Origin of the sequence: Proteus sp. LHD240705 (assembly GCF_047921555.1) — a bacterium.
Lineage (GTDB): Bacteria > Pseudomonadota > Gammaproteobacteria > Enterobacterales > Enterobacteriaceae > Proteus.
Genome location: NZ_JBLRMI010000003.1, coordinates 444,699 through 465,153, shown reverse-complemented (window position 1 = coordinate 465,153; position 20,455 = coordinate 444,699). Strand labels below are relative to the sequence as shown.

16 protein-coding genes and 1 pseudogene are annotated in these 20,455 nt (G+C 36.8%); 7 read left to right on the top strand and 10 right to left on the bottom strand.

The annotated features are described in order from the left end of the window. Positions 1 to 101 precede the first annotated feature (101 nt). From ACNART_RS08315 to ACNART_RS08300, 4 genes are read left to right on the top strand one after another with little or no spacing between them, the layout of a single operon-like run. Entirely contained in the window at positions 102 to 290 is a 189-nt protein-coding gene (locus tag ACNART_RS08315; RefSeq protein ID WP_416303525.1) for a hypothetical protein, read from the top strand. After that, positions 283 to 582, top strand: coding sequence for a recombinase (locus ACNART_RS08310; protein ID WP_416303524.1), 300 nt, complete (start codon positions 283 to 285; stop codon positions 580 to 582). The genes ACNART_RS08315 and ACNART_RS08310 overlap by 8 nt, the downstream gene beginning before the upstream one ends. Further along, positions 569 to 1,171, top strand: coding sequence for an MT-A70 family methyltransferase (locus ACNART_RS08305; protein ID WP_416303523.1), 603 nt, complete (start codon positions 569 to 571; stop codon positions 1,169 to 1,171). Before ACNART_RS08310 ends, ACNART_RS08305 begins: the two co-directional genes overlap by 14 nt. Positions 1,172 to 1,178: 7 nt before the next feature. Continuing rightward, positions 1,179 to 1,385: a DUF4060 family protein gene (locus ACNART_RS08300; protein ID WP_416303522.1), complete on the top strand. Its 207-nt coding sequence runs from the start codon at positions 1,179 to 1,181 to the stop codon at positions 1,383 to 1,385. A 373-nt stretch (positions 1,386 to 1,758) separates the two neighbouring features. On the opposite strand, the gene ACNART_RS08295 is transcribed toward ACNART_RS08300, so the two are convergent. Further along, positions 1,759 to 2,934: a tyrosine-type recombinase/integrase gene (locus tag ACNART_RS08295; protein WP_211823948.1), complete on the bottom strand. Its 1,176-nt coding sequence runs from the start codon at positions 2,932 to 2,934 to the stop codon at positions 1,759 to 1,761. Between the two features lie 177 nt (positions 2,935 to 3,111). Between ACNART_RS08295 and sbcB the strand changes: the two genes are divergently transcribed. Next, the gene (gene sbcB / locus ACNART_RS08290) at positions 3,112 to 4,542 is read left to right on the top strand and encodes an exodeoxyribonuclease I (RefSeq protein ID WP_160230200.1); all 1,431 of its coding nucleotides are present in this window, start codon (positions 3,112 to 3,114) and stop codon (positions 4,540 to 4,542) included. Between the two features lie 68 nt (positions 4,543 to 4,610). Here sbcB and dld read toward each other — a convergent pair whose 3' ends face one another. Both dld and ACNART_RS08280 read right to left on the bottom strand, forming a co-directional pair. Continuing rightward, positions 4,611 to 6,371, bottom strand: a complete 1,761-nt coding sequence (gene dld, locus ACNART_RS08285) for a D-lactate dehydrogenase (protein ID WP_198620653.1) — start codon at positions 6,369 to 6,371, stop codon at positions 4,611 to 4,613. A 233-nt stretch (positions 6,372 to 6,604) separates the two neighbouring features. Further along, the gene (locus ACNART_RS08280) at positions 6,605 to 7,492 is read right to left on the bottom strand and encodes a LysR family transcriptional regulator (RefSeq protein WP_198629769.1); all 888 of its coding nucleotides are present in this window, start codon (positions 7,490 to 7,492) and stop codon (positions 6,605 to 6,607) included. A 148-nt stretch (positions 7,493 to 7,640) separates the two neighbouring features. On the opposite strand from ACNART_RS08280, the pseudogene ACNART_RS08275 reads away from it, so the two are divergent. Continuing rightward, positions 7,641 to 9,290, top strand: a pseudogene (locus ACNART_RS08275) (alpha-keto acid decarboxylase family protein). Between the two features lie 392 nt (positions 9,291 to 9,682). Here the strand turns inward: ACNART_RS08275 and ACNART_RS08270 are convergent. From ACNART_RS08270 to yieE, 7 genes are all read right to left on the bottom strand, one after another. Then, positions 9,683 to 11,062, bottom strand: coding sequence for an APC family permease (locus ACNART_RS08270; RefSeq protein WP_198620656.1), 1,380 nt, complete (start codon positions 11,060 to 11,062; stop codon positions 9,683 to 9,685). Further along, entirely contained in the window at positions 11,052 to 11,261 is a 210-nt protein-coding gene (locus ACNART_RS08265) for a hypothetical protein (RefSeq protein WP_100157911.1), read from the bottom strand. Before ACNART_RS08265 ends, ACNART_RS08270 begins: the two co-directional genes overlap by 11 nt. Positions 11,262 to 12,019: 758 nt before the next feature. Next, positions 12,020 to 13,999: a ligand-gated channel protein gene (locus ACNART_RS08260; protein ID WP_368927035.1), complete on the bottom strand. Its 1,980-nt coding sequence runs from the start codon at positions 13,997 to 13,999 to the stop codon at positions 12,020 to 12,022. Positions 14,000 to 14,176: 177 nt separating this feature from the next. Beyond that, positions 14,177 to 14,959, bottom strand: coding sequence for an ABC transporter ATP-binding protein (locus tag ACNART_RS08255; protein WP_368927037.1), 783 nt, complete (start codon positions 14,957 to 14,959; stop codon positions 14,177 to 14,179). Continuing rightward, positions 14,959 to 15,966, bottom strand: coding sequence for a FecCD family ABC transporter permease (locus tag ACNART_RS08250; RefSeq protein WP_416303579.1), 1,008 nt, complete (start codon positions 15,964 to 15,966; stop codon positions 14,959 to 14,961). Before ACNART_RS08250 ends, ACNART_RS08255 begins: the two co-directional genes overlap by 1 nt. Before the next feature lie 568 nt (positions 15,967 to 16,534). Continuing rightward, positions 16,535 to 18,022: an amino acid permease gene (locus ACNART_RS08245; RefSeq protein ID WP_160230198.1), complete on the bottom strand. Its 1,488-nt coding sequence runs from the start codon at positions 18,020 to 18,022 to the stop codon at positions 16,535 to 16,537. Between the two features lie 118 nt (positions 18,023 to 18,140). Next, the gene (gene yieE / locus ACNART_RS08240; protein ID WP_100157915.1) at positions 18,141 to 19,034 is read right to left on the bottom strand and encodes a DNA-binding transcriptional regulator YeiE; all 894 of its coding nucleotides are present in this window, start codon (positions 19,032 to 19,034) and stop codon (positions 18,141 to 18,143) included. 184 nt (positions 19,035 to 19,218) lie between these two features. Between yieE and ACNART_RS08235 the strand changes: the two genes are divergently transcribed. Next, the gene (locus tag ACNART_RS08235; protein WP_198620659.1) at positions 19,219 to 20,313 is read left to right on the top strand and encodes a YeiH family protein; all 1,095 of its coding nucleotides are present in this window, start codon (positions 19,219 to 19,221) and stop codon (positions 20,311 to 20,313) included. Positions 20,314 to 20,455: the final 142 nt, after the last annotated feature.

The window sequence follows — 20,455 nt, the reverse complement described above, 5'->3', positions numbered from 1 at the left end:
TGTAACGGAAGATATATACACACAATCGGAATGTAATAAACGTGCTGAATATTTAATGTCAGTGAAGAATGTTGAGGTTATTTGTGGCGAGGTGATGAGAAATGAATAAATTTAAATTTTATGCGGTGTGTGATAATGACGGGAATATTGTCTGTATCAACAATAGTAAGTACCCATCACTAAAAGCAATATTCTATTTGCGTGAAGATGCTGAGAAAATTATTGGCAAAAACGCAGGCGAAAACCTTCATATTTCCGAGGTTAATATTATTGAGGCTGATAATGAATAAACACACTGAACTCTCTGACTTCGAGATTAATAAAAATGTTTTTATTAAATTATATGGCGAGGAATCACTAAAAGACAAAGATATGTTTAATTCGTTTTATCGAACTGACTATTGCCATAATCCAGAAGACGCCATGCCGATTATTATTGAGAATGAAATATCCATGATTAAAAGCTCAGGTGGATGGATGTGCTGTCATGGCTCAGTTGGTAATGTTGAGCGTGGAGGCTTATACCGTGGCGCTATGGAAGTATTCCTGATGATGAAGGATGCGGAGAATGAAAAAGTATGACTTGATTCTAGCTGACCCGCCTTGGCAATATAACAACAAAGTTTCAAATGGCGCAGCAGATAACCATTACAACACCACAGATTTATATTCCCTTTCTCGATTACCAATAGAAAAACACTCTTCTAAAAATGCCGTACTGTTTATGTGGTACACGGGAAACTTTGCACTTGAGGCTATTAAATTAGCCGAAGCATGGGATTTTAAAGTTAAAAACATGTTCGGGTTCGCATGGGTTAAATTAAATAAAAATGCAGGAGATAGAATAAATAAAAAACCGCCAGAAGATTTCTTTGATTTCATGGAAATATTAAACAATGAGACAAAGATTAATTGCGGTAATTATACCCGTCAAAATGTCGAAATGTGTTTAATAGCTACAAGAGGAAATGGATTACCTCGTCAATCTGCAAGCGTGAGACAAATTATTTATTCGTGCTTAGGTGAACACAGCGAAAAGCCAAAAGAGGCACATCATCGTTTAGAGGAATTATATGGAGATGTTCCTCGACTCGAATTATTCGCTCGTGAGAAATACGGTGATTGGGATGTATATGGCGACCAAGCAAAAGAAAGTATTCAATTAATATAGGTGAATTATGAGATTAATAATTCGCGGTGAAGTCACGCCAACAGAAAGGATTGCTATTAATGAGGCACTGGAAGCCCATAAAAAGAAATATAATCGAACTGGAATAATCGTTAGTCACAAAATAAAGATAGGAAAGAATATTTATCCCGTCGAAATAGAAAACTGTCGTAAATCATATATAGTCACTTTGCGTAATAAAAGGCAAAGACTATGAATGCACAAGCAATGGAAAACGCACGAAGGCAAATAGCAAAGGAATGCTTAATCGAACTCAGAAGCCACGGAATACCCAACGACAAACTAACCACTCAGATCCTCGATAAATACACGCCAAAGTTTAAGCCTCTAAATCACATGAACTATCAGGACAAGATGGTCCTATCGTATTACCTACGGAAATTACAAAAGGAAGAGAAAGATGGATAGAACATTAATGACTAGTGATGAAGTAATGAATAAATTAGGTATTTCATCCAGACAAACACTATGGGATTACGAGCGAAGAAGGAAGTTTCCTCGCCCTATTAGATTGAGACCTAAAGCATACCTGAGAACAGATGTTTATAAGTGGATTAAAAACGGCGGTGCTAGTCAGATAACTCCCTAACGTGATCCATTATTTTAGTAAAGTGTATCTCATACGCCTTTCTTTGCTCATCAATCCAGTCATGCTTATTATACACAGACATGATCCCACCAAGCTCATGCCCTAGCATTTTCTCTATGACATGCGGGGCAACACCCTCCTCTGATAACCTAGTAGCTAGAGAGCGCCTAAAATCATGAGTTCTCCAGTATTCTAAGTTCATTTCATCTCTTATTCTTCCAATATATCTATTGGCAGCAGCTATTGTTATTGGCTTGCTAATATCTTGCCCTGGGAATAAATAATCTTTGTATGTGATTAGTGCCTTATTTAATAATGGCTCTATTCCATCAAATATAGGTCTTCTTATTGTGTTTTTTGCCTTGCTATATTCAGGAGTAATAGTCCATACTTTCTCCTTCAAGTCAAAGTCTGACTTTCTCGATCTTCTGAGTTCTGATAGTCTGCATCCCCATAGCATGGCCATTTGATGCAAAAGCTTATTAGACGTTGATGCTCTACTTCTTTCTATTGCTATCCATATTTTAGCAAGCTCATTATATGTCAGAACCCTCTCGCCTTTATTTGTTCTTATGCCTATATCTTTTGGGCTTATCTTCATCAACTCGCATGAGTTAATAAACTGCCTTCTAATGCACCAATTTATAGCTGACTTTAGCTGTACAAATATAGTCCTTGCTTTCTTGGGGTTCTCTTTTTCGAAAGCCAAAAATAAATCCATCCAGTTTTTAGAGGATATCTCCTCTATATCAATGCCAGTAAAGATATTTCTGGTATTTTTAACAACAACAGCCTCATACAATAGTATTGTATTCTCTCTCAGTTGCGGGAAGTAGGTTTGCTTCCAATAAGAGATACAGTCATGCAGTGTAACAATGTTTCTGCTTTCTTTCCCATCATGATGTCTAGGATCGTTTCCCCTAGCAACACACTCCTTAATTTCATCAGCCCTTACCCTAGCATCTCTAAGAGTAACTATTGGGTATCTACCAATGCTAATTCTATGCTGCTTTCCATCTAATCTATATCTGCATTGGAAGGTAATCACTCCCTTTGGAGATATCCTAACGCTGAGACCATCTTCATCAGCTACTTCTGGTTTACCTGAATATGGTTTACCATTAATAGATCTAAGCTTCGTGTCACTAAGAGCCATAATATTTTGTACTCACTCTTTTTTGTAGTTTTGTACTCATTCTGTACTCAATATGACATGGACGATACTGGACAGTAAAGGACATTAGCACTCAAAAGAGCGAAATAGTTGATGTCAAGGTGCTATAAATAGCAATAAATCAATGAATTAAAACACAGATTATTACGGTAGATAACATTGACTAACACAATCAAACAACCAACGTTCTATGTTCATGACTACGAAACCTTTGGCACGCACCCAGCACTTGATCGCCCTGCGCAATTTGCAGGTGTAAGAACCGATATGGATTTCAATATTATTGAAGATCCTCTCGTTATTTATTGCAAACCTAATGATGATTATCTGCCTCACCCAGAAGCCGTGATGATCACAGGAATAACGCCACAAGTTGCGGCAAAAAATGGGGTGATTGAAGCCGAATTTACTCGTCAAATTCATCAAGCTTTTAGCCAACCTAATAGTTGTATTATGGGCTATAACAACCTTCGATTTGATGATGAAGTCACACGAAATATCCTTTATCGTAATTTTTATGATCCTTATGCTTATAGTTGGCAAAAAGGAAATTCACGTTGGGATTTACTTGATGTTTTACGTGCCTGTTATGCACTGCGCCCTGAAGGTATTGTTTGGCCTGAAAATGAAGACGGTTTTCCAAGCTTCCGTTTGGAGTTATTAACCAAAGCAAATGGTATTTCTCATGAGAATGCGCATGATGCGATGTCTGATGTTTATGCCACCATTGCGATGGCAAAAAAATTAAAACAAGCTCAACCGCGCATGTTTGATTATTTCTTTAATTTACGCGATAAACGCAAAGTACAGGCGCTAATTGATATTCCAGCAATGACACCGATTGTGCATGTTTCAGGTATGTTTGGTGCCGCACGTTCTAATTTAAGCCTTGTTGCACCATTAGCGTGGCATCCTGATAATCGCAATGCAGTTATTGTTTGCGACTTAGCCGCAGATATATCGCCTTTATTAACACTCGATTCAGACCAATTGCGTGAACGTTTATATACACCACGTAGTGAATTATCAGTCGATGAGCCACCAGTTCCAATTAAATTACTGCATATTAATAAATGCCCCATTGTGGCACCGCAAAATACATTAAGACAGCAAGATGCAGATAGAATTGGTTTAGATGTTGATACTTGTTTAAAAAACCAAGCACTATTGTTTTCTCATCCTGAAATACGCAATAAAGTCGTGGAAATATTTGCACAACAAACACCTTTTGTTGTCTCTGATAATGTTGATTCACAAATTTATAATGGTTTTTTCAGTGAAAATGATCGTAGTGCGATGGAGATTATTCGCTCAACGCAACCACAGAATTTACCCGCTTTAGACTTAACATTTGAAGATGCGAGAATGGAACCTCTGTTTTTCCGTTATCGTGCAAGAAATTATCCTTCAACGCTTAATTATGACGAACAACAACGTTGGTTGGCACATAGAAAAGAGATGTTAACGCCAGAAAAACTAACCGAATATATTAATACTATTCAATTATTAGCTGAAGAACATGCCGATAACGAGGAAAAATTAAAACAGCTACAAGAGCTTTATTTATATGCTCAAGAGATTGCGAGCTAATTGATAAAATAAAAGGCAGGTTTTATCCTGCCTTTATTCTTTAATTTAATAAACACAATCTACAACAATTATTTTTTATTCTCTGTATTAGCATCATTATGAGCATGTCCACAGCCACACTCTTCTCCCCAATATTTTAGTTTTGAGGTTTTACCAATACCTGGGTTCATGCTATTGGTTGGATCGTTATGCTTATAGAATGCTTTTAATTGAGGTTTAGCATAATACATATGACCTACGTTATGCTCTGCGGGATATTCAGCTCCACGCTGATCTAATAGCGCCAGCATTTCTGCTTTTAATGCTTTAGCATCAACACCTTTTTTAATAATATAATCTTGATGCATAACGTGACACATAAAATGCCCACAATAGAGTTTATAAAGTAATTTACTCTCTATTTCAGGTGGTAGCTTTTCAAACCAATCTTTGTCATTACGGCGCAATGCAATATCTAATGGCAACACATCTTCTACATCATTAACATGAACGGCATGATAACGCACAGCAGCACCTGCGGCAGCAAAACGATGCAAAAAGGCTTTATTTCCCTCTTCTTCAGTACATTCAAAATAATCGCCTGATGCTAGCTTAAAGTATTCTTTTAAATAAGTTGCGGCTTCTTCAATTCCATCATCTGCCATTCTTAACATAAGATGATGTTCATATTTGTCACGAAAATCAGTCATACGCTCTGGTAAATGAGCTGGCCATAGTTTGCTCATAAACTGCATGGTTCTGTCCACCATGTTTTTAGGTAAGAAAGGCACTTTATTTAATACCGCATCTACTCGCCCTTTTACGGCAAATAATATTGGCATTTTATCTGTACCTAATTTATCAATCACCAAAAATGTGTCTTTTCCATACACTTCAGCCATTTTGTAATAGCTTCTATGCATATATTCCCCAGCAACAGGCAACTTTTTAAAATGGCTTAAAATATGACGACGAATATCTTCAAGTTCGTCCGGATTATTAGTACCAATATAAAAAACCTGAGTGCGATGATCTGCTGGGAAAGTATCTAATCTCACAGCAAATACCGATAATTTTCCTGCACTCCCTGCTGCTTCATATAAACGCCGTTCATCATTGTTAAAACGAGAAGGTGTATTAGCATCGACATCACGTATACGCTCATGATATTCATGATCAGAGGCTAGTTTTTCTGTCGTTTGTATCTGTTTTTCGTGATAATGACGATTATCTAAATTAGTTAATATTTCTTCTGGTGTTTCACCTAAATCAATACCTAAATGGTTAACTAATTCAGCTTCACCTTTTTCATTAACGCGAGCATAAAGCGATAATTCGGTATAAGCAGGCCCGCGGCGAACTAAAGCACCGCCCGAGTTATTACAAATTCCCCCTATCACCGACGCACCAATACAAGAAGATCCAATAACAGAATGAGGTTCTCGCCCTAATGGCTTTAATACTTTTTCTAAATGCCATAACGTACTACCAGGAAAAGCAATAACTTGATTATGCTCTGAAAGAACCTGTATTTTATCTTGGCGTAATGTACTAATAATCACGATATCTCTATCATAATCATCACCATTAGGCGTTGAGCCCTCTGTTAATCCAGTATTCGCCGCTTGCATAATAATAATTTTATCGGCTTCGACACAGGTTTTAAAAACTCGCCACTGTTCTAATAGATTAGCGGGAAAGACAACAGCCAACGCCTTACCTTGCCCTGAACGAAAACCTTTGCGATAACGTTCTGTTTTATGTGCTTGTGTTAATACTTGTTTTTTACCAACGATACCTTCAAGTTTGCGAATAAAATGTTGATTTACAGAACTATTACTCTCATTCATTTTCCCTATCCTATTCCTGTCTTGTCTGATTAATCTTTTATTTGCCCATTTTTATTATTACTCATAAGGCTATGTGCAAAATATAAACTTATCATTTATATAACTGCTTTTATACTGCTATCCGCATTTCTTAAAAAATAACATTTATTGATTTATAATCACTTTTATTATTTATAAGATAATTGCGATATTTATTTCTTAAATAGAATATAAATAAGTATTATTTTAATATTTTATTCTATTGTTAGCTTTTCTCTTGCTAACTGATTCCATGCTTGGCAACTTCGGCTTTTATAGCCATTTTTATTATTTGCTAGTGCTACTTGATATGACAATGTAGGTTCCACTACAGGAAGAACAACCAAATCATCAATAGGATTTTTATTACACATACTGTTGGGTAAAAGTGTTACTCCTACACCAGCTTTCACCATGGCAATAATTAAATCTAAATGGTTACTACGTCCCGCAATAATAGGCACTGTATTGTAAATACCACAAGCACTATAAATTAAATCATTAATACGAAAATCTTCAGAAAAGAAGATAAAAGGTTCATTAATCAACTCTTTGAAGTGAATTTCCTTTTTTATAGCTAAAGAATGAGATGGTGACATTAATAGCATTAAGTGATCTTCTGAAAAAGGTGTTAATTCAAAAATATCTTCATTAAAAGGCAATACGACGGCGGCAGTTTCAACTCTGCCTTCTCTCATGGCATCAGCCATTTGCTTAGTACCCAATTCAAATATTTTTAGTTCAACCAGAGGATGGCGAGAGCTAAATTCCATAATAATATCAGCAAAATACGTCGAAGCTATTACAGGAGGTAATCCAACATTTAATGTCCCTGTTAATGGCCCAGACTTGTCCTGTAATGCTTTATTTATATTATTAAATTGTGCAAGTATTTGTTTTGCATGTTCAAACAATATTGCACCATCATCTGTTAATCTAACGCCATCAATTTCTCTCACTAATAAAGTAACACCCAATTCATCTTCTAATTTTTTAATACTACGACTAATTGCAGGTTGAGTGATAAATAGCGCATCAGCGGCTCGGCTAAAACCATTTAATTGAACAACCTCAACAAAATAGCGCAATGTGCGAATATCCATTAGCAATGCTTACCTTATTACATTTAGTTATACCCTCAATGATAATAAACCATTTCATATCAGATAATATCCACGATAAAACATTAAGCATAATGTAAAAGCATTCCTCTACTTTCACAGACTATTATTCGGTTTTTTTGGAGATGATATGAGTAAGACTGTCGTTGAGTATATGTTAACCCGCTTATATGACTTAGGAATAAGTGATGTTTTTGGTGTTGCGGGTGATTATGCGTTTCCCATAGAAGATACTATTTGTAATAGCAATCATATGCGCTGGATTGGTAACTGCAATGAATTAAATGCAGCTTACGCTGCTGATGGTTATGCCCGAATTAAAGGTATGGCAGCATTATCGACAACATTTGGTGTTGGTGAGTTAAGTGCAATTAATGCTATTGCTGGGTCTTATGCAGAAAACCTACCTATTTTCCATTTAGTTGGTATGCCAGCAAGTGGTGTACAAAAAAGTAAGCGCCTTGTTCATCACACATTAGGTAATGGTGATTTTGATATTTTTTATCAATTAGGCCAACGCCTTGCTTGTGCTCACGCAATATTAACACCTGAAAATTGCATTACAGAAATGGAACGTTTAATTGCTACTGCATTAAAAGAACGTCGCCCAGTTTATATTGGCCTACCTTCTGATAATGCCACTATGCAAGTGATAGAACATTCACCTGTTACCTCCCCGAAAAAACCAGTGAGTGATAAAGAAATACTAGAAAAAGTGGTATCACTCATTATTGAAAAGCTTATACACAGCAATAATATCTGCGTATTACCAGGTATTTTATCCGCACGTTTAGGGTTATCAGATAATGTCCAAGCTTTTATCGATAAAACGGGCTTACCTTATGCCACTATGTTTATGGATAAAAGTATTTTGAGTGAATCTCATCCCCAATATGTTGGTATGTATGATGGCAAATTAATGACACCTGAAGTCAGATAATTTGTAGAAAATAGTGAGTACGTATTAGGAATTGGTGCAATGATGACCGACTTCAATACAGGAAGTTTCACTGCCAATATTAAACCAAAACAATTTATCAACATCATGCCCGAATATGTTGAGATTGATTCCGTTATCTACACATCGATTTATATGGAGGACGTACTCTCTGCACTGACTCAACGATTACCGAAAAGAAGTTATCATCAGATAAAAGCCAAAGGATTAGGCGAAGCTGTGTTATCTGATAATGGTAAAATTACTGCTCAATATCTATATCCTCATTTAGAAAAATTCTTTAAACCTAATGATATTATTATTGCAGAGACAGGGACATCATCAATGGGATTAGGTTTTGCCCTATTACCAGCAGGTGCACAATTCCATAACCAAACATTATGGGGTTCTATTGGTTGGGCTACACCAGCATCATTTGGTGCTGCACTTGCAGCGCCTAACAAACGAGTTATTTTAATTACAGGTGAAGGCTCACATCAATTAACCGTACAAGAGATTAGTCAATTTGTTCGCTTCGGATTAAAACCGATCATCCTTGTTTTAAATAATGATGGTTATTTAATTGAACGATTATTATGTGATTACCCTGAAGCTTATTATAACGATCTCGCTCAATGGAATTATCATCAATTACCTAGAGCTTTTGGCGCAAGAGATTGGCATTGTGAGAAAGTCACAACGATAGATGAATTAAATAAAGCGCTTAAAGTGGCAGAATCAACAGAAAATGCCTCTTATATAGAAATAGTAACCGAACGATATGAAGCTTCTGAATTAGCACAAAAATTAAAAGAGTCTAAAGATTCGCTTTATTCATTTTAAGTTATAAGTACGATTTAAATAACAAAACCTAGCTTATGCTGACTTAGCTTAGGCTAGGTTTTTATCAATATAACCATTTGATATAAAATGTATTAATTTAATAAATTTCTCAAGAGAAAGAGTGCGATTTTCATAATCACCAAGAAAAAAACAGCTTCATTAAATTCTGTTAGATCAATCATATCTTAATATTTTATTTATAACGATACGATTATTTATTTTTTAATGTAATTCTTATTATCAGAAAATGTGTCCCCCCTATTTATCATTTATTGTTCAATTTCCTATTTGATACAGCTAATTTAATACTGATAATTTATTGTAGGCAAAAAAAAAATGGCTTCATTACTGAAGCCATTTCTACACTGATTTTTATGACAATTTTTATAGTATTACTTTTCTGGCATTTGTGGCATTGGTCGACGGAATCGACGAGTGATCCACACCATATAAAGAATACCAATTGCGCCCCAAACAAGTCCTAACTCCATAGAACCTGGTTCAAGGTTTATCCACAAGACTCCCATTGTCGCAGCACCAATGATAGGCAATATCAGGTAATTAATGTGATCCATTAATCCTTTATTACGACGCTCACGAATATAGAACTGTGAAATAACAGACAGATTCACGAAAGTAAACGCAACTAACGCACCAAAGTTAATTAATGCAGTTGCAGTCACTAAATCAAAGAACACGGCACCTAATGCTAAGAAACCAACTAATAGCACGTTAAATGCAGGTGTACGCCATTTTGGATGTACATAACCAAATGTCTTCTCAGGGAATACGCCATCACGTCCCATTACATAAAGTAAACGTGCAACACCTGCGTGAGCCGCCATACCTGATGCTAATACCGTCACACAAGAGAACACTAAAATAATAGACTGGAATAAAGCACCCGCAACATACAGCATTATTTCAGGTTGTGACTCTTCTGGATTTTTGAATCGTGAAATATCTGGGAAATACAATTGTAAAAAATAAGAAACCGCAATAAAGATGAGTCCACCAATCAGCGCCGTTAAGAAAATCGCTTTAGGGATAACTTTACCTGCATTTGGTGTCTCTTCTGATAATGTACTGATACCGTCGAAACCTAAGAATGAGAAGCAGAGTATTGTCGCTCCGGTTATCATTGGTATGACTTCAGCATCAACAGACGCAAACGGTCTAAAGGTCCATAACTCCCCTGCACCTTCTCCGTTATAAACACCGTGGATAAGCAGCCCAACAAAGACAACCATGACTGCAACCTGAACAATAACGATCGCTGTATTTAAGTTAGCAACAACGTTAATACCACGTAGGTTAAAGAAGGTCATTAAAGCCACTAAAGCAAATACAAAGATCCACGGTTCAACGCCTGGGAATATTGCTTGTAAATAGATTTTCGCCAATAGAATATTGATCATTGGCATAAATAAATAGTCAAGTAAAGATGACCAACCCACCATAAAGCCAACATAAGGGCTCATGGATTTTTGAGCATAAGTATACGCAGAGCCTGCTGAAGGAAAACGCTTAACTAATTTTCCATAACTGACCGCTGTAAATAAAATTGCAATCAACGCAATCGCATACGAGGTTGCTACGTGACCATTTGTAATGCCAGAAACGATACCAAATGTATCGAAAATAGTCATAGGCTGTAAAAAAGCAAGCCCCATCATGACTACCTGCATTAGAGTCAAGGTTTTACGTAATTGTACTCGATTGTTAGCACCAGTTTGGTTAGTGCCGATAGAGGAGATGACGTTATCTGACATTAGCGAACCCTCCCATAACTTCGGTTTGAGTATTAGATAAACTCAACCGACAGTTACTGGGAAGACTTCGCATCTGCCTATAAACAGAATAGAATGAAGTTTTTAAGGATGTGTATGTGTTTAGGAGACGCCGTGCTCCGTAGTCATCATTGCCCGCAGTGCCGTTAGGCCCGACTGCGAAAGAGAATAATTGTACCATATTAGCATTCCTCTATCATGACAACCCTTTCTCTAAGGGGCTGGCTGCTAATCAAATTATGTTATCTATTCAGACTCAAATGAATCTGACCTCTTGGTGTAGTAATAAGTAAAAATGCAAAAAAAAACCGATGCACTTTAAACGCATCAGTCATATTTTTAGTGGGCGCATTTTGCACGTCTCAGACTTAAATAGCAATACATTTTCATCAAAAAGCCCCCTTTTTTTACGATCTTTTCAATTCGCAAACTAAGTCAACATATAACGCCACATTTTATTAACAATAATTGTGTTTTTATCACAACTCTCAAGTTTTAAATATTTCAAATAGTCATTACTGCAACGAAAGGAAATAAAACACAATACATTGATAAATAAGAATTAAACTTTAGATTAAAATTAATATCATTACCAAACCATCAAAATAAAGCATTTAAAATACATTAATAAGATTAATGCTAAGATTTTGTTAACTTATGCTTCTTTTATCTCCAAAAATAGACTTTTAATAAAAAGTGCCTATTTTTTAATAACCTGTTTTATATAAATAAAAAGTAAGAGAATAATTTGAGAAAAAAATGACTGGTAATAAGTAGAAATAACACTCTGATAGTCAGAATAAAACGATAGATAAGATGATTTATTGAGCTAAATATAGACCTCAATATTTAAATTTTCCAGTATTTATTTTAACCAAAAGAATGATAAAAAAAGACTCCACAAGTGGAGTCTTAATGACACAAACTGAGGGTGAAAAATTAGAAGTTATAGTTCAAACCAATGTTGTAACGACGACCTTCTAATGTGGTATTAAAGTTTTCATAATTAATGCGACGATCAAACACGTTATAAACACCACCAATCACATTAAGTTGTTTGGTTAAGCTGTAACTTGTACCAATATCAACAAATGCATAAGAAGGCGTACCCGTTGCCATACTCGTGCGTGATAAATAATCTGATGTTTTACCTCGGAAATTAATACGCGCCCATGTTTCCATTTCTGGCGTGGTTTCCCAGTTTAAGGTCGCATTTGCCATATGACGAGGCTGTTTATTAAGTGGTTTACCACTAAATGCACCACTCTTCTGCTCTGAATCAGTGAAGGTGTAGTTAGCTGCTAAGTTCCACGCAGGTGAAATCGTCCAGTTACCTGTAACTTCAATACCACGCATATTCGCTTTATCTACGTTTTCACGCGTACTGATAAAGTCATATTGGTGACCGTATCCTTGCTCTTTAGTACATGTAGGTAACACGCCTTTATCATCACAAATACGACGTTCAGTAATTTTATCTTTGAAATCAGTATTATAAATAGTAATACTTGCGGTTAAGTTATCACGATTATCCCAAATAATACCAATCTCTTCGGTTACTGACTTTTCAGGTTTCAGATCTGGATTACCATAAATGACGGCATTACCACCTGAACCCCCTGTTGCCTGTCCCCATGTTTTAGTGGCTTGACGTAGATCTGGTGAACGATAGCCAGTAGAAACGCCCCCTTTTAAGGTCCACTCATCAGCCATATGCCAAACACCATAAACACGAGGTGTCCAATGTGTACCGTAGTTTTCGTCTTTATCCATACGTAAACCACCGGTTAAAGCGAAATCATTTGTTAGTGCCCATTCGTCTTCAGCAAACAGCGCCCAACTATAACGATCTAATTTATTACCGTTGTCTAAACGGTTGTTGTTATCTTTTAATTCTTCAAAACGGTACTGAGCACCAACACTTAACGTATGCGCATCTAACATAAATACTGTTTGATTACGTACTGTTGTATCGTTGTATTCCATTTTACGACTTGGGTTATTATTTTCATCACGCTGAACATAAGTATTCATCGTACCAAAGTCATAAACACCATCATGAGTCAGGGCATATTGCGTTAGCTCATATTTACTGAAATCACTGCTCTTAGATTTACGAGAACGTTCAGAGGCTGAATATTCCCAACGTGCATCTCGGTGCTGGCTGTCTTTTTTAAATTCAAAATCAATCGTATTTTTATCATCTGGTGTCCAGCTTAATGTCCCACCACCGCTTGCGGTAATCTGACGATTATAACCATTCGCAAATTTATCTTCGCTACGATGCGAATATTGTCCTTGAACTTTTAAACTTAGCAAATTATCAACTAATGGGCCCGCTGCGTAGAAACTACCTTGTTCTGTATTACCTGAATTTTGGCGTTCCGTTAATGTACTGTCTGCTCGTAAGCTAACATTCCACTCTTTTTGCGCTTTACGGGTAATAATATTGATAACCCCACCCATTGCATCTGAACCATATAAAGAAGACATTGGACCACGTACAACTTCGATACGTTCAATAGCAGGTAAAGGCGGTAACCAACCTTGTTCAATACCAGAGTTATCACTATTAGGACGCGTTTCACGCGACGCAACACGCTTACCATCAACTAAGATCATGGTATATTTTGCATCCATACCACGAATACTGATATCAGAACTACTTCCACCGCCTGTTACTAATACGCCGGGAACATCTTTTAATGCGTCAGTCACATCACGGTAAGATTTGGTTTCTAATTGTTCACGAGTGACAACAGAAACCGATGCAGGTGCATCTTCAACGGTTTGCTTAAACCCAGAAGCGGTTGTTACAAGCAATTTTTCTACATTTTCTGCTGAAGCAGTCATTACAAAACTTGATGCAATAGCAGCAACAACGCCAAGCGCGATTTTATTTTTATTTAACACTACCATTCCCGATTCTCCAAGAATATATATTCTTTAAGTTTTATATAGATGGATATGTCGACAGTTGCTCAGAAATTAGGGTAATAAATAAACTTAATTACCCTTAGTTATTTTAATATTATTTTTATATCCCTATTTACTGCGTTCCTATATTTACTTCTTTTCTCTTTCTTTTTTACTTCTCTATATTTTATCCACTAAACCATCAATAATGATTTGAGGTATTCCTTGTGAACAATATTCCAATCGACCTTGAACACCATAAACATCGGCAAGGCTTTGTGCCGTGATAACCTTATCTGGCGTGCCTTGTGCAATTAACTGTCCTTGTTTCAACATTAATACATGTTCGCCATGTCGTAAGGCGATATTAATATCGTGGACAACGACGACAGTAATAATATTTCTACGGTGTGTTTCTTTAGCAACTAAATCCATTACATGATATTGGTAATTAAGATCTAGTGCGCTTAATGGCTCGTCCAATAATAATAAAGAGGGTTGTCTAATTAATGATTGAGCAAGCCCCACTAATTGTTTTTGACCACCCGATAATTCATCTAAATAACGTAATGCTAAATGCTCAATACCTAATTGGCGTAATAAGTGCATTACCTGAGCTTCACTATGTTCATTATGTAATCCACCTGAAGCACGCTGCGCCACAATAATGGACTCTAAAACATGTAAATGAACACCAGCAGGTAATGTTTGTGGCAAATAGACTACATTTTGAGCACGTTGTGCAAAATTCATCGATGCTAGATCGTTGCCATCTAAACTGACAACACCTGATGATTTATTTAATCCAGCTAACGCTCTTAATAATGTTGATTTTCCGCTACCGTTCGGCCCCAATAATACGGTGACCGTTCCTTTTGGCAAAGGCTCAACATCCAGTGCCTTAATGATAAGATGTTTAGCATACCCAGCACTAAAATCTTGGATCTTTAATCCTTCCATCATTAGATATTCCCCCTATGACGTAAAATCATACTGAGGAAAAATGGCACGCCCACCAGCGATGTCACAATACCGACTGGAATAATGACACCTGGTATTAAATTTTTAGAAGCAATAGATGCCAATGATAAAACTAAAGCACCAATTAATGCGCTTGCTGGCAGATAGAATCGATGGTCTTCGCCAAACATCATGCGAGCAATATGAGGGGCAACTAAACCAATAAAGGCAATTGGTCCAACAAAAGCGACTGCGAGCGCGGTTAAAATACTGATGCGCAGTAATGAGCCTAATCTTAAACGCTTTACATCAATACCAAAGCTAATCGCTCTATCTTCGCCTAATCGCAATGCAGTTAACTTCCATGAACTCATCCATGAAATCGCCATAATGACAGCAAAAGCACCCGCCATAACACCGAGTTTTACCCATGTTGCACGCGTTAAACTTCCCATAGTCCAGAAAACCAAACCTTGGAGAGTGTCTTCTGTTGCAATAAATTGCATCATTGAGACTAGTGCATTAAAGGTAAACACCATGGCAATACCAAAAAGCACTACTCCAGATGTAGGAACTCGAGTCCAACGAGTTATTCCGTCTAATAATAAAGCTGATAATAATGCAAAGAGAAACGCATTCGCCGAAATAAACCATTGGTCAGGAATACCCGGAATACCAATACCTAAAACAATCGCTAATGCAGCACCAAATGAAGCCGCATTTGATAAACCTAATGTGAATGGACTTGCTAACGGGTTATTTAGAATAGTTTGCATTTCTGCACCCGCTAATCCTAGTGACATCCCTACCACAACCGCCATTAGGGCATAAGGTAAGCGGATATCCCATACAATCACTCGAGAACCTGCATCAACAAGCTCAGGTTGAAAAAGGGTTGTTAATAATTTATCAAGCGATAAACCAGAAGGTCCCATGGTGAAATCTAACACCACTGAACCACAAATAATCAAAACGATAACTCCCAACCATAACATGCGTTTATTCATCATTTTTCGATAATGGACTTTCACATTATCTGATGGATCTCTTTCATGCTCTTGTGTGGCGAGCCTCTCTGATATAATGCTCATATCAATTGTTGTACCTAGTTTTTTTTCTACGTTTTTCTGCTTCTGCCAACACATTCAATAGGCAAAGACATACCGTACAACTCATCAACTGTTTCTTATGTACCAAAAGCCAGTTATTAATTTGAGACAATTCATTCAACAAAGAAGTGAGTCGCAAAATTATTATACGGTGAAACACATTCGTTGTGTAATTTATTATATGACGATAAATTGTTGGTTGGCTGTATTGAACACTAGAATGGCTAATTATTATCAGACTCATTACATTAAGCATATTATTTACAACCAATAGCACCATCATTTTATTTTTCAGTAAATAAATTATGCGCCAACAATAAAGCAAATAATAATTATTATCAATGCGATTACTAATATAATTAGGATTTTTGTATATTTTTTATAATTGACTGGTTAAAAAAATAAAAAAACGCCCGTTTTATAGTGATTTCGATCACAAAACGGGCGTTTTAATAACTTAATTTAGAGGTTATTTTTTATTCGCAATATGTGTTGGAAATTCCATTTCGTTATAACGAATAAAGCGGGTTTTCTTCACAATCTTATAAGTAAACCAAATTAATAAAAATAATGGGATACCAATATAGGTTGCGATGGCACCATACCAATCAATCGTATCTTCTAAGAAAGCTTGGTAATTTTGGCCTAATGTAATAATTAAACACAATATAAAGGCAAAAATAGGACCAATTGGGAAGAAGCCAGAGCGATAAGGTAAGTCATTTAAATCACGACCTTGTGCAACATACCCTTTACGGAAACGGTAGTGGCTAATCGCAATACCTAACCATGCAATAAAACCCGTCATTCCCGAGGTATTTAATAACCACAAGTAGACAGTTTGGTTTCCGTACATTGAGCTTAAGAAGCATAGACCAGCAACAACCGTTGTCGCATAAAGCGCATTGCGTGGTACACCATTTTTAGACAATTTACCAAAGCATTTTGGTGCTTTGCCTTCTCTTGCTAATGTAAACAGCATACGCGTTGATGCATACATGCCTGAGTTACCAGCAGAAAGTACCGCTGTTAAGATAACCGCATTCATGATGGCAGCCGCAGATAATAATCCCGCATTTTTAAAGACTAATGTGAATGGACTAACGCTAATATCACCTACATCATTACGCAGTAAATTAGGATCAGTGTAAGGGATAATTAAGCTAATAATTAAAATCGCGAAGATATAAAATAATAAGATACGCCAGAAGACTTTACGCACAGCTTTTGGAATATTTTTAGCTGGATCTTTAGATTCACCCGCCGCAATACCAATTAATTCTGTGCCTTGGAATGAGAAACCAACAATCATGGCAACACCAATCATGGCGGCAAATCCACCCGCAAAAGGTGCATCACCAATTTCCCAATTATGCCAACCTGCGTTTTCGGCACCTCTCATAATGCCAGTGATCATCGCAATACCCACAATAATAAAGATAATTACTGTGGAAACTTTGATTAAGGAGAACCAATATTCTGCCTCACCAAATCCTTTTACAGAAATATAGTTGAGTAAGAAAATAACGCCAAGGAATAGAGCACTCCAGATCCAACCATCAACATCAGGGAACCAATAGAGCATCACCAATTGTGCAGCAACAAGGTCAACAGCAATTGTAACTGCCCAGTTATACCAATAGTTCCAGCCTAATGCGAAACCAAAACCTTCTTCTACATACTTAGAACCGTATGTTGAGAATGAGCCGGAAACAGGCATAAATGCGGCTAATTCCCCAAGGCTGGTCATTAGAAAATAGACCATTAATCCAATTAAAGCATAAGAGAGTAATGCCCCACCTGGCCCTGCTTGAGCAACAGTTGCACCAGATGCGACAAAAAGCCCTGTACCAATTGAACCACCAATAGCGATCATCGCTAAATGTCGCGCTTTTAACTCTCGGCGCAAAGTGCGTACTGCGCCCGAATCAGCAGTACTATTTTGTTGTTCTGACATAACATTCCACTTTTATATTCACTTTTCTAACGAGGATTGTAGCAAATCTGTCGTTTGTGAATAGCAAGGATCTGGGATTATAAGATACCTTCATGATCGGGCGTCAATTATTAGCAATTTATGAAAAATTGCCGATTAAGTGTTCAGCATTGCAATACGTCAGAAGTTTTTTCAATGCATCAGAGACATGTTTTTGACGATGATATACAAGATATAGAGTACGTTGTAAGGCCAGCCCTTCTACTTTTATCTCTTTTAATGAGCCATTATTGATCTGCTCTTCAATGACTCGGCGAGATAAACAGCTGATCCCCATTTCATACATCACGGCGTGTTTTATTGCTTCTGAGTTACCTAATTCCATTTCAATGCGGTAGCCCGGTAAAGAAGCAAATAGAAGATGGTTAAGTACATCTCGAGTTCCCGAGCCATTTTCTCGTAAAATCCAAGGAGCCGACTGTAAATCAGTTAAAGTCACTTTTGGTGCTTTAGCTAACGGATGATCGGGTGAGCAAAAAATAACCATTTCATCTAAAAGCCATTTCTGGCTAATGAGTTCAGAGCTTTGACAAGCACCTTCAATTAACCCTAAATCAACACGGAATTCGCTCACTAATTTAACGACTTCTTCGGTATTTCCAATACTCATTTCTAGCGGAATATCAGGATAGTTACGATGAAAATTCCCCAACATTTGAGGTAAAATATAATTACCTATTGTTGTACTTGCAGCGATGCGCAAAGCACCATTTCCAGCTTGGAATAACTGCTCCACTTCCGTTGCTCGTTCAAGTAAAGATAATGCTCTGGGATAAAGTAATCGCCCATGTTCATTTGTGACAAGCCGTTTTCCCACTCTGTCAAAAAGCTGTACGCCTAGTTGGCTTTCGAGATCAGTTAAAGATGCACTGACAGCAGATTGAGATAAAGCAAGCTGTTGTGATGCTTGCGTTGTAGAACCACTCTTGAGAACTTCAGTAAAGACTTCCAGTTGCCGCAACGTAATTCGCATATCCATTCCACCTTTGAGCTGTCATTGTAATAACATACTATCCACAAACCAGTAACATACCAAGTACATTTAAGAAAATACACCTATATTAGTTTTACTAGTTATTATTATAAAAATAATGAGTTTAATAAATAAGATTGCTTGTTATATGCTTATGCAAAATTCATATAAGCAAGGTTTTTCTATGTCAGAGCAAAGTCAACCTATTACATTGGCGAAAAAATGTTTTACTCCAGTCTATCGCTGGCTTCCTGGTTTATTACTAACAGGTGTATTAACTGCGCTTGCTATTTATATTGGTGATATTCCTTGGTTTTCTAGCATGGGTTTAGGTGCATTAACACTGGCTATCCTATTCGGTATTATTGTGGGTAATACCTTTTATCCTGTTGCCAAACCTTATAGTGACGAAGGTGTCAAATTCGCCAAACACTATTTATTACGTACAGGTATTATTTTGTACGGTTTTAGACTGACTTTTCAGCAAATTGCAGATGTAGGTGCAACAGGTTTAATTATAGATGCCATTATGCTGATATCGACTTTTCTTATTGCTATGTGGATTGGTCGCAAATATTTCGGTTTAGATGAACAAACTGTCATCTTGATTGGTGCAGGTAGTAGTATTTGTGGTGCTGCGGCTGTTATGGCGACAGAGCCTGTTGTTAAAGCACAAGCAAGCCAAGTCGCTGTTGCGGTTTCTACTGTTGTGATTTTCGGGACTATTGGTATTTTTCTTTACCCTTGGTTCTATCACTTAAATGCATTTGCAGGCTGGCTACCATTTACAGAAGAAACCTTTGGTATTTTCTCAGGTTCAACAATTCACGAAGTGGCTCAAGTTGTCGCCGTCGGGCACTCAATTAGTCTTGATGCTGAAAATGCAGCGGTTATTAGTAAAATGATCCGTGTAATGATGCTAGCACCGTTCTTAATTATTCTTTCAGCTTATTTAAGTAAAAAGAAAAGCAAGGCAAACAATGGCGCGCAATCTACTGAGAAAAGCCCAATTACTATTCCTTGGTTTGCCGTATTCTTTATTTTAATGGCGGGTTTTAACTCTTTGAATTTAATTCCAGCGTCTATTGTTAGTTATATTGTAACTATCGATACCATTTTATTAGCAATGGCTATGGTGGCATTAGGTTTAACAACACATATCAGTGCTATCCGACAAGCGGGCGTCAAACCGTTATTGTTAGCATTATTCTTATTTTTCTGGTTAACCCTTGGTGGGGCAATGATTAATATCTTTATTCAAACTGTGTTGATGTCTTAATAGGAATATCGATAAAAATTAATTCCCTTTAAAATTTCGCCTTGAGAAGTACTTTTCAATTGCGCAACTATTTTTAGTTGCGCTTTTTTGCTTTTATCATCTCAATATGATGTTATACGCTGTATGTTTGTTATCATGGTGT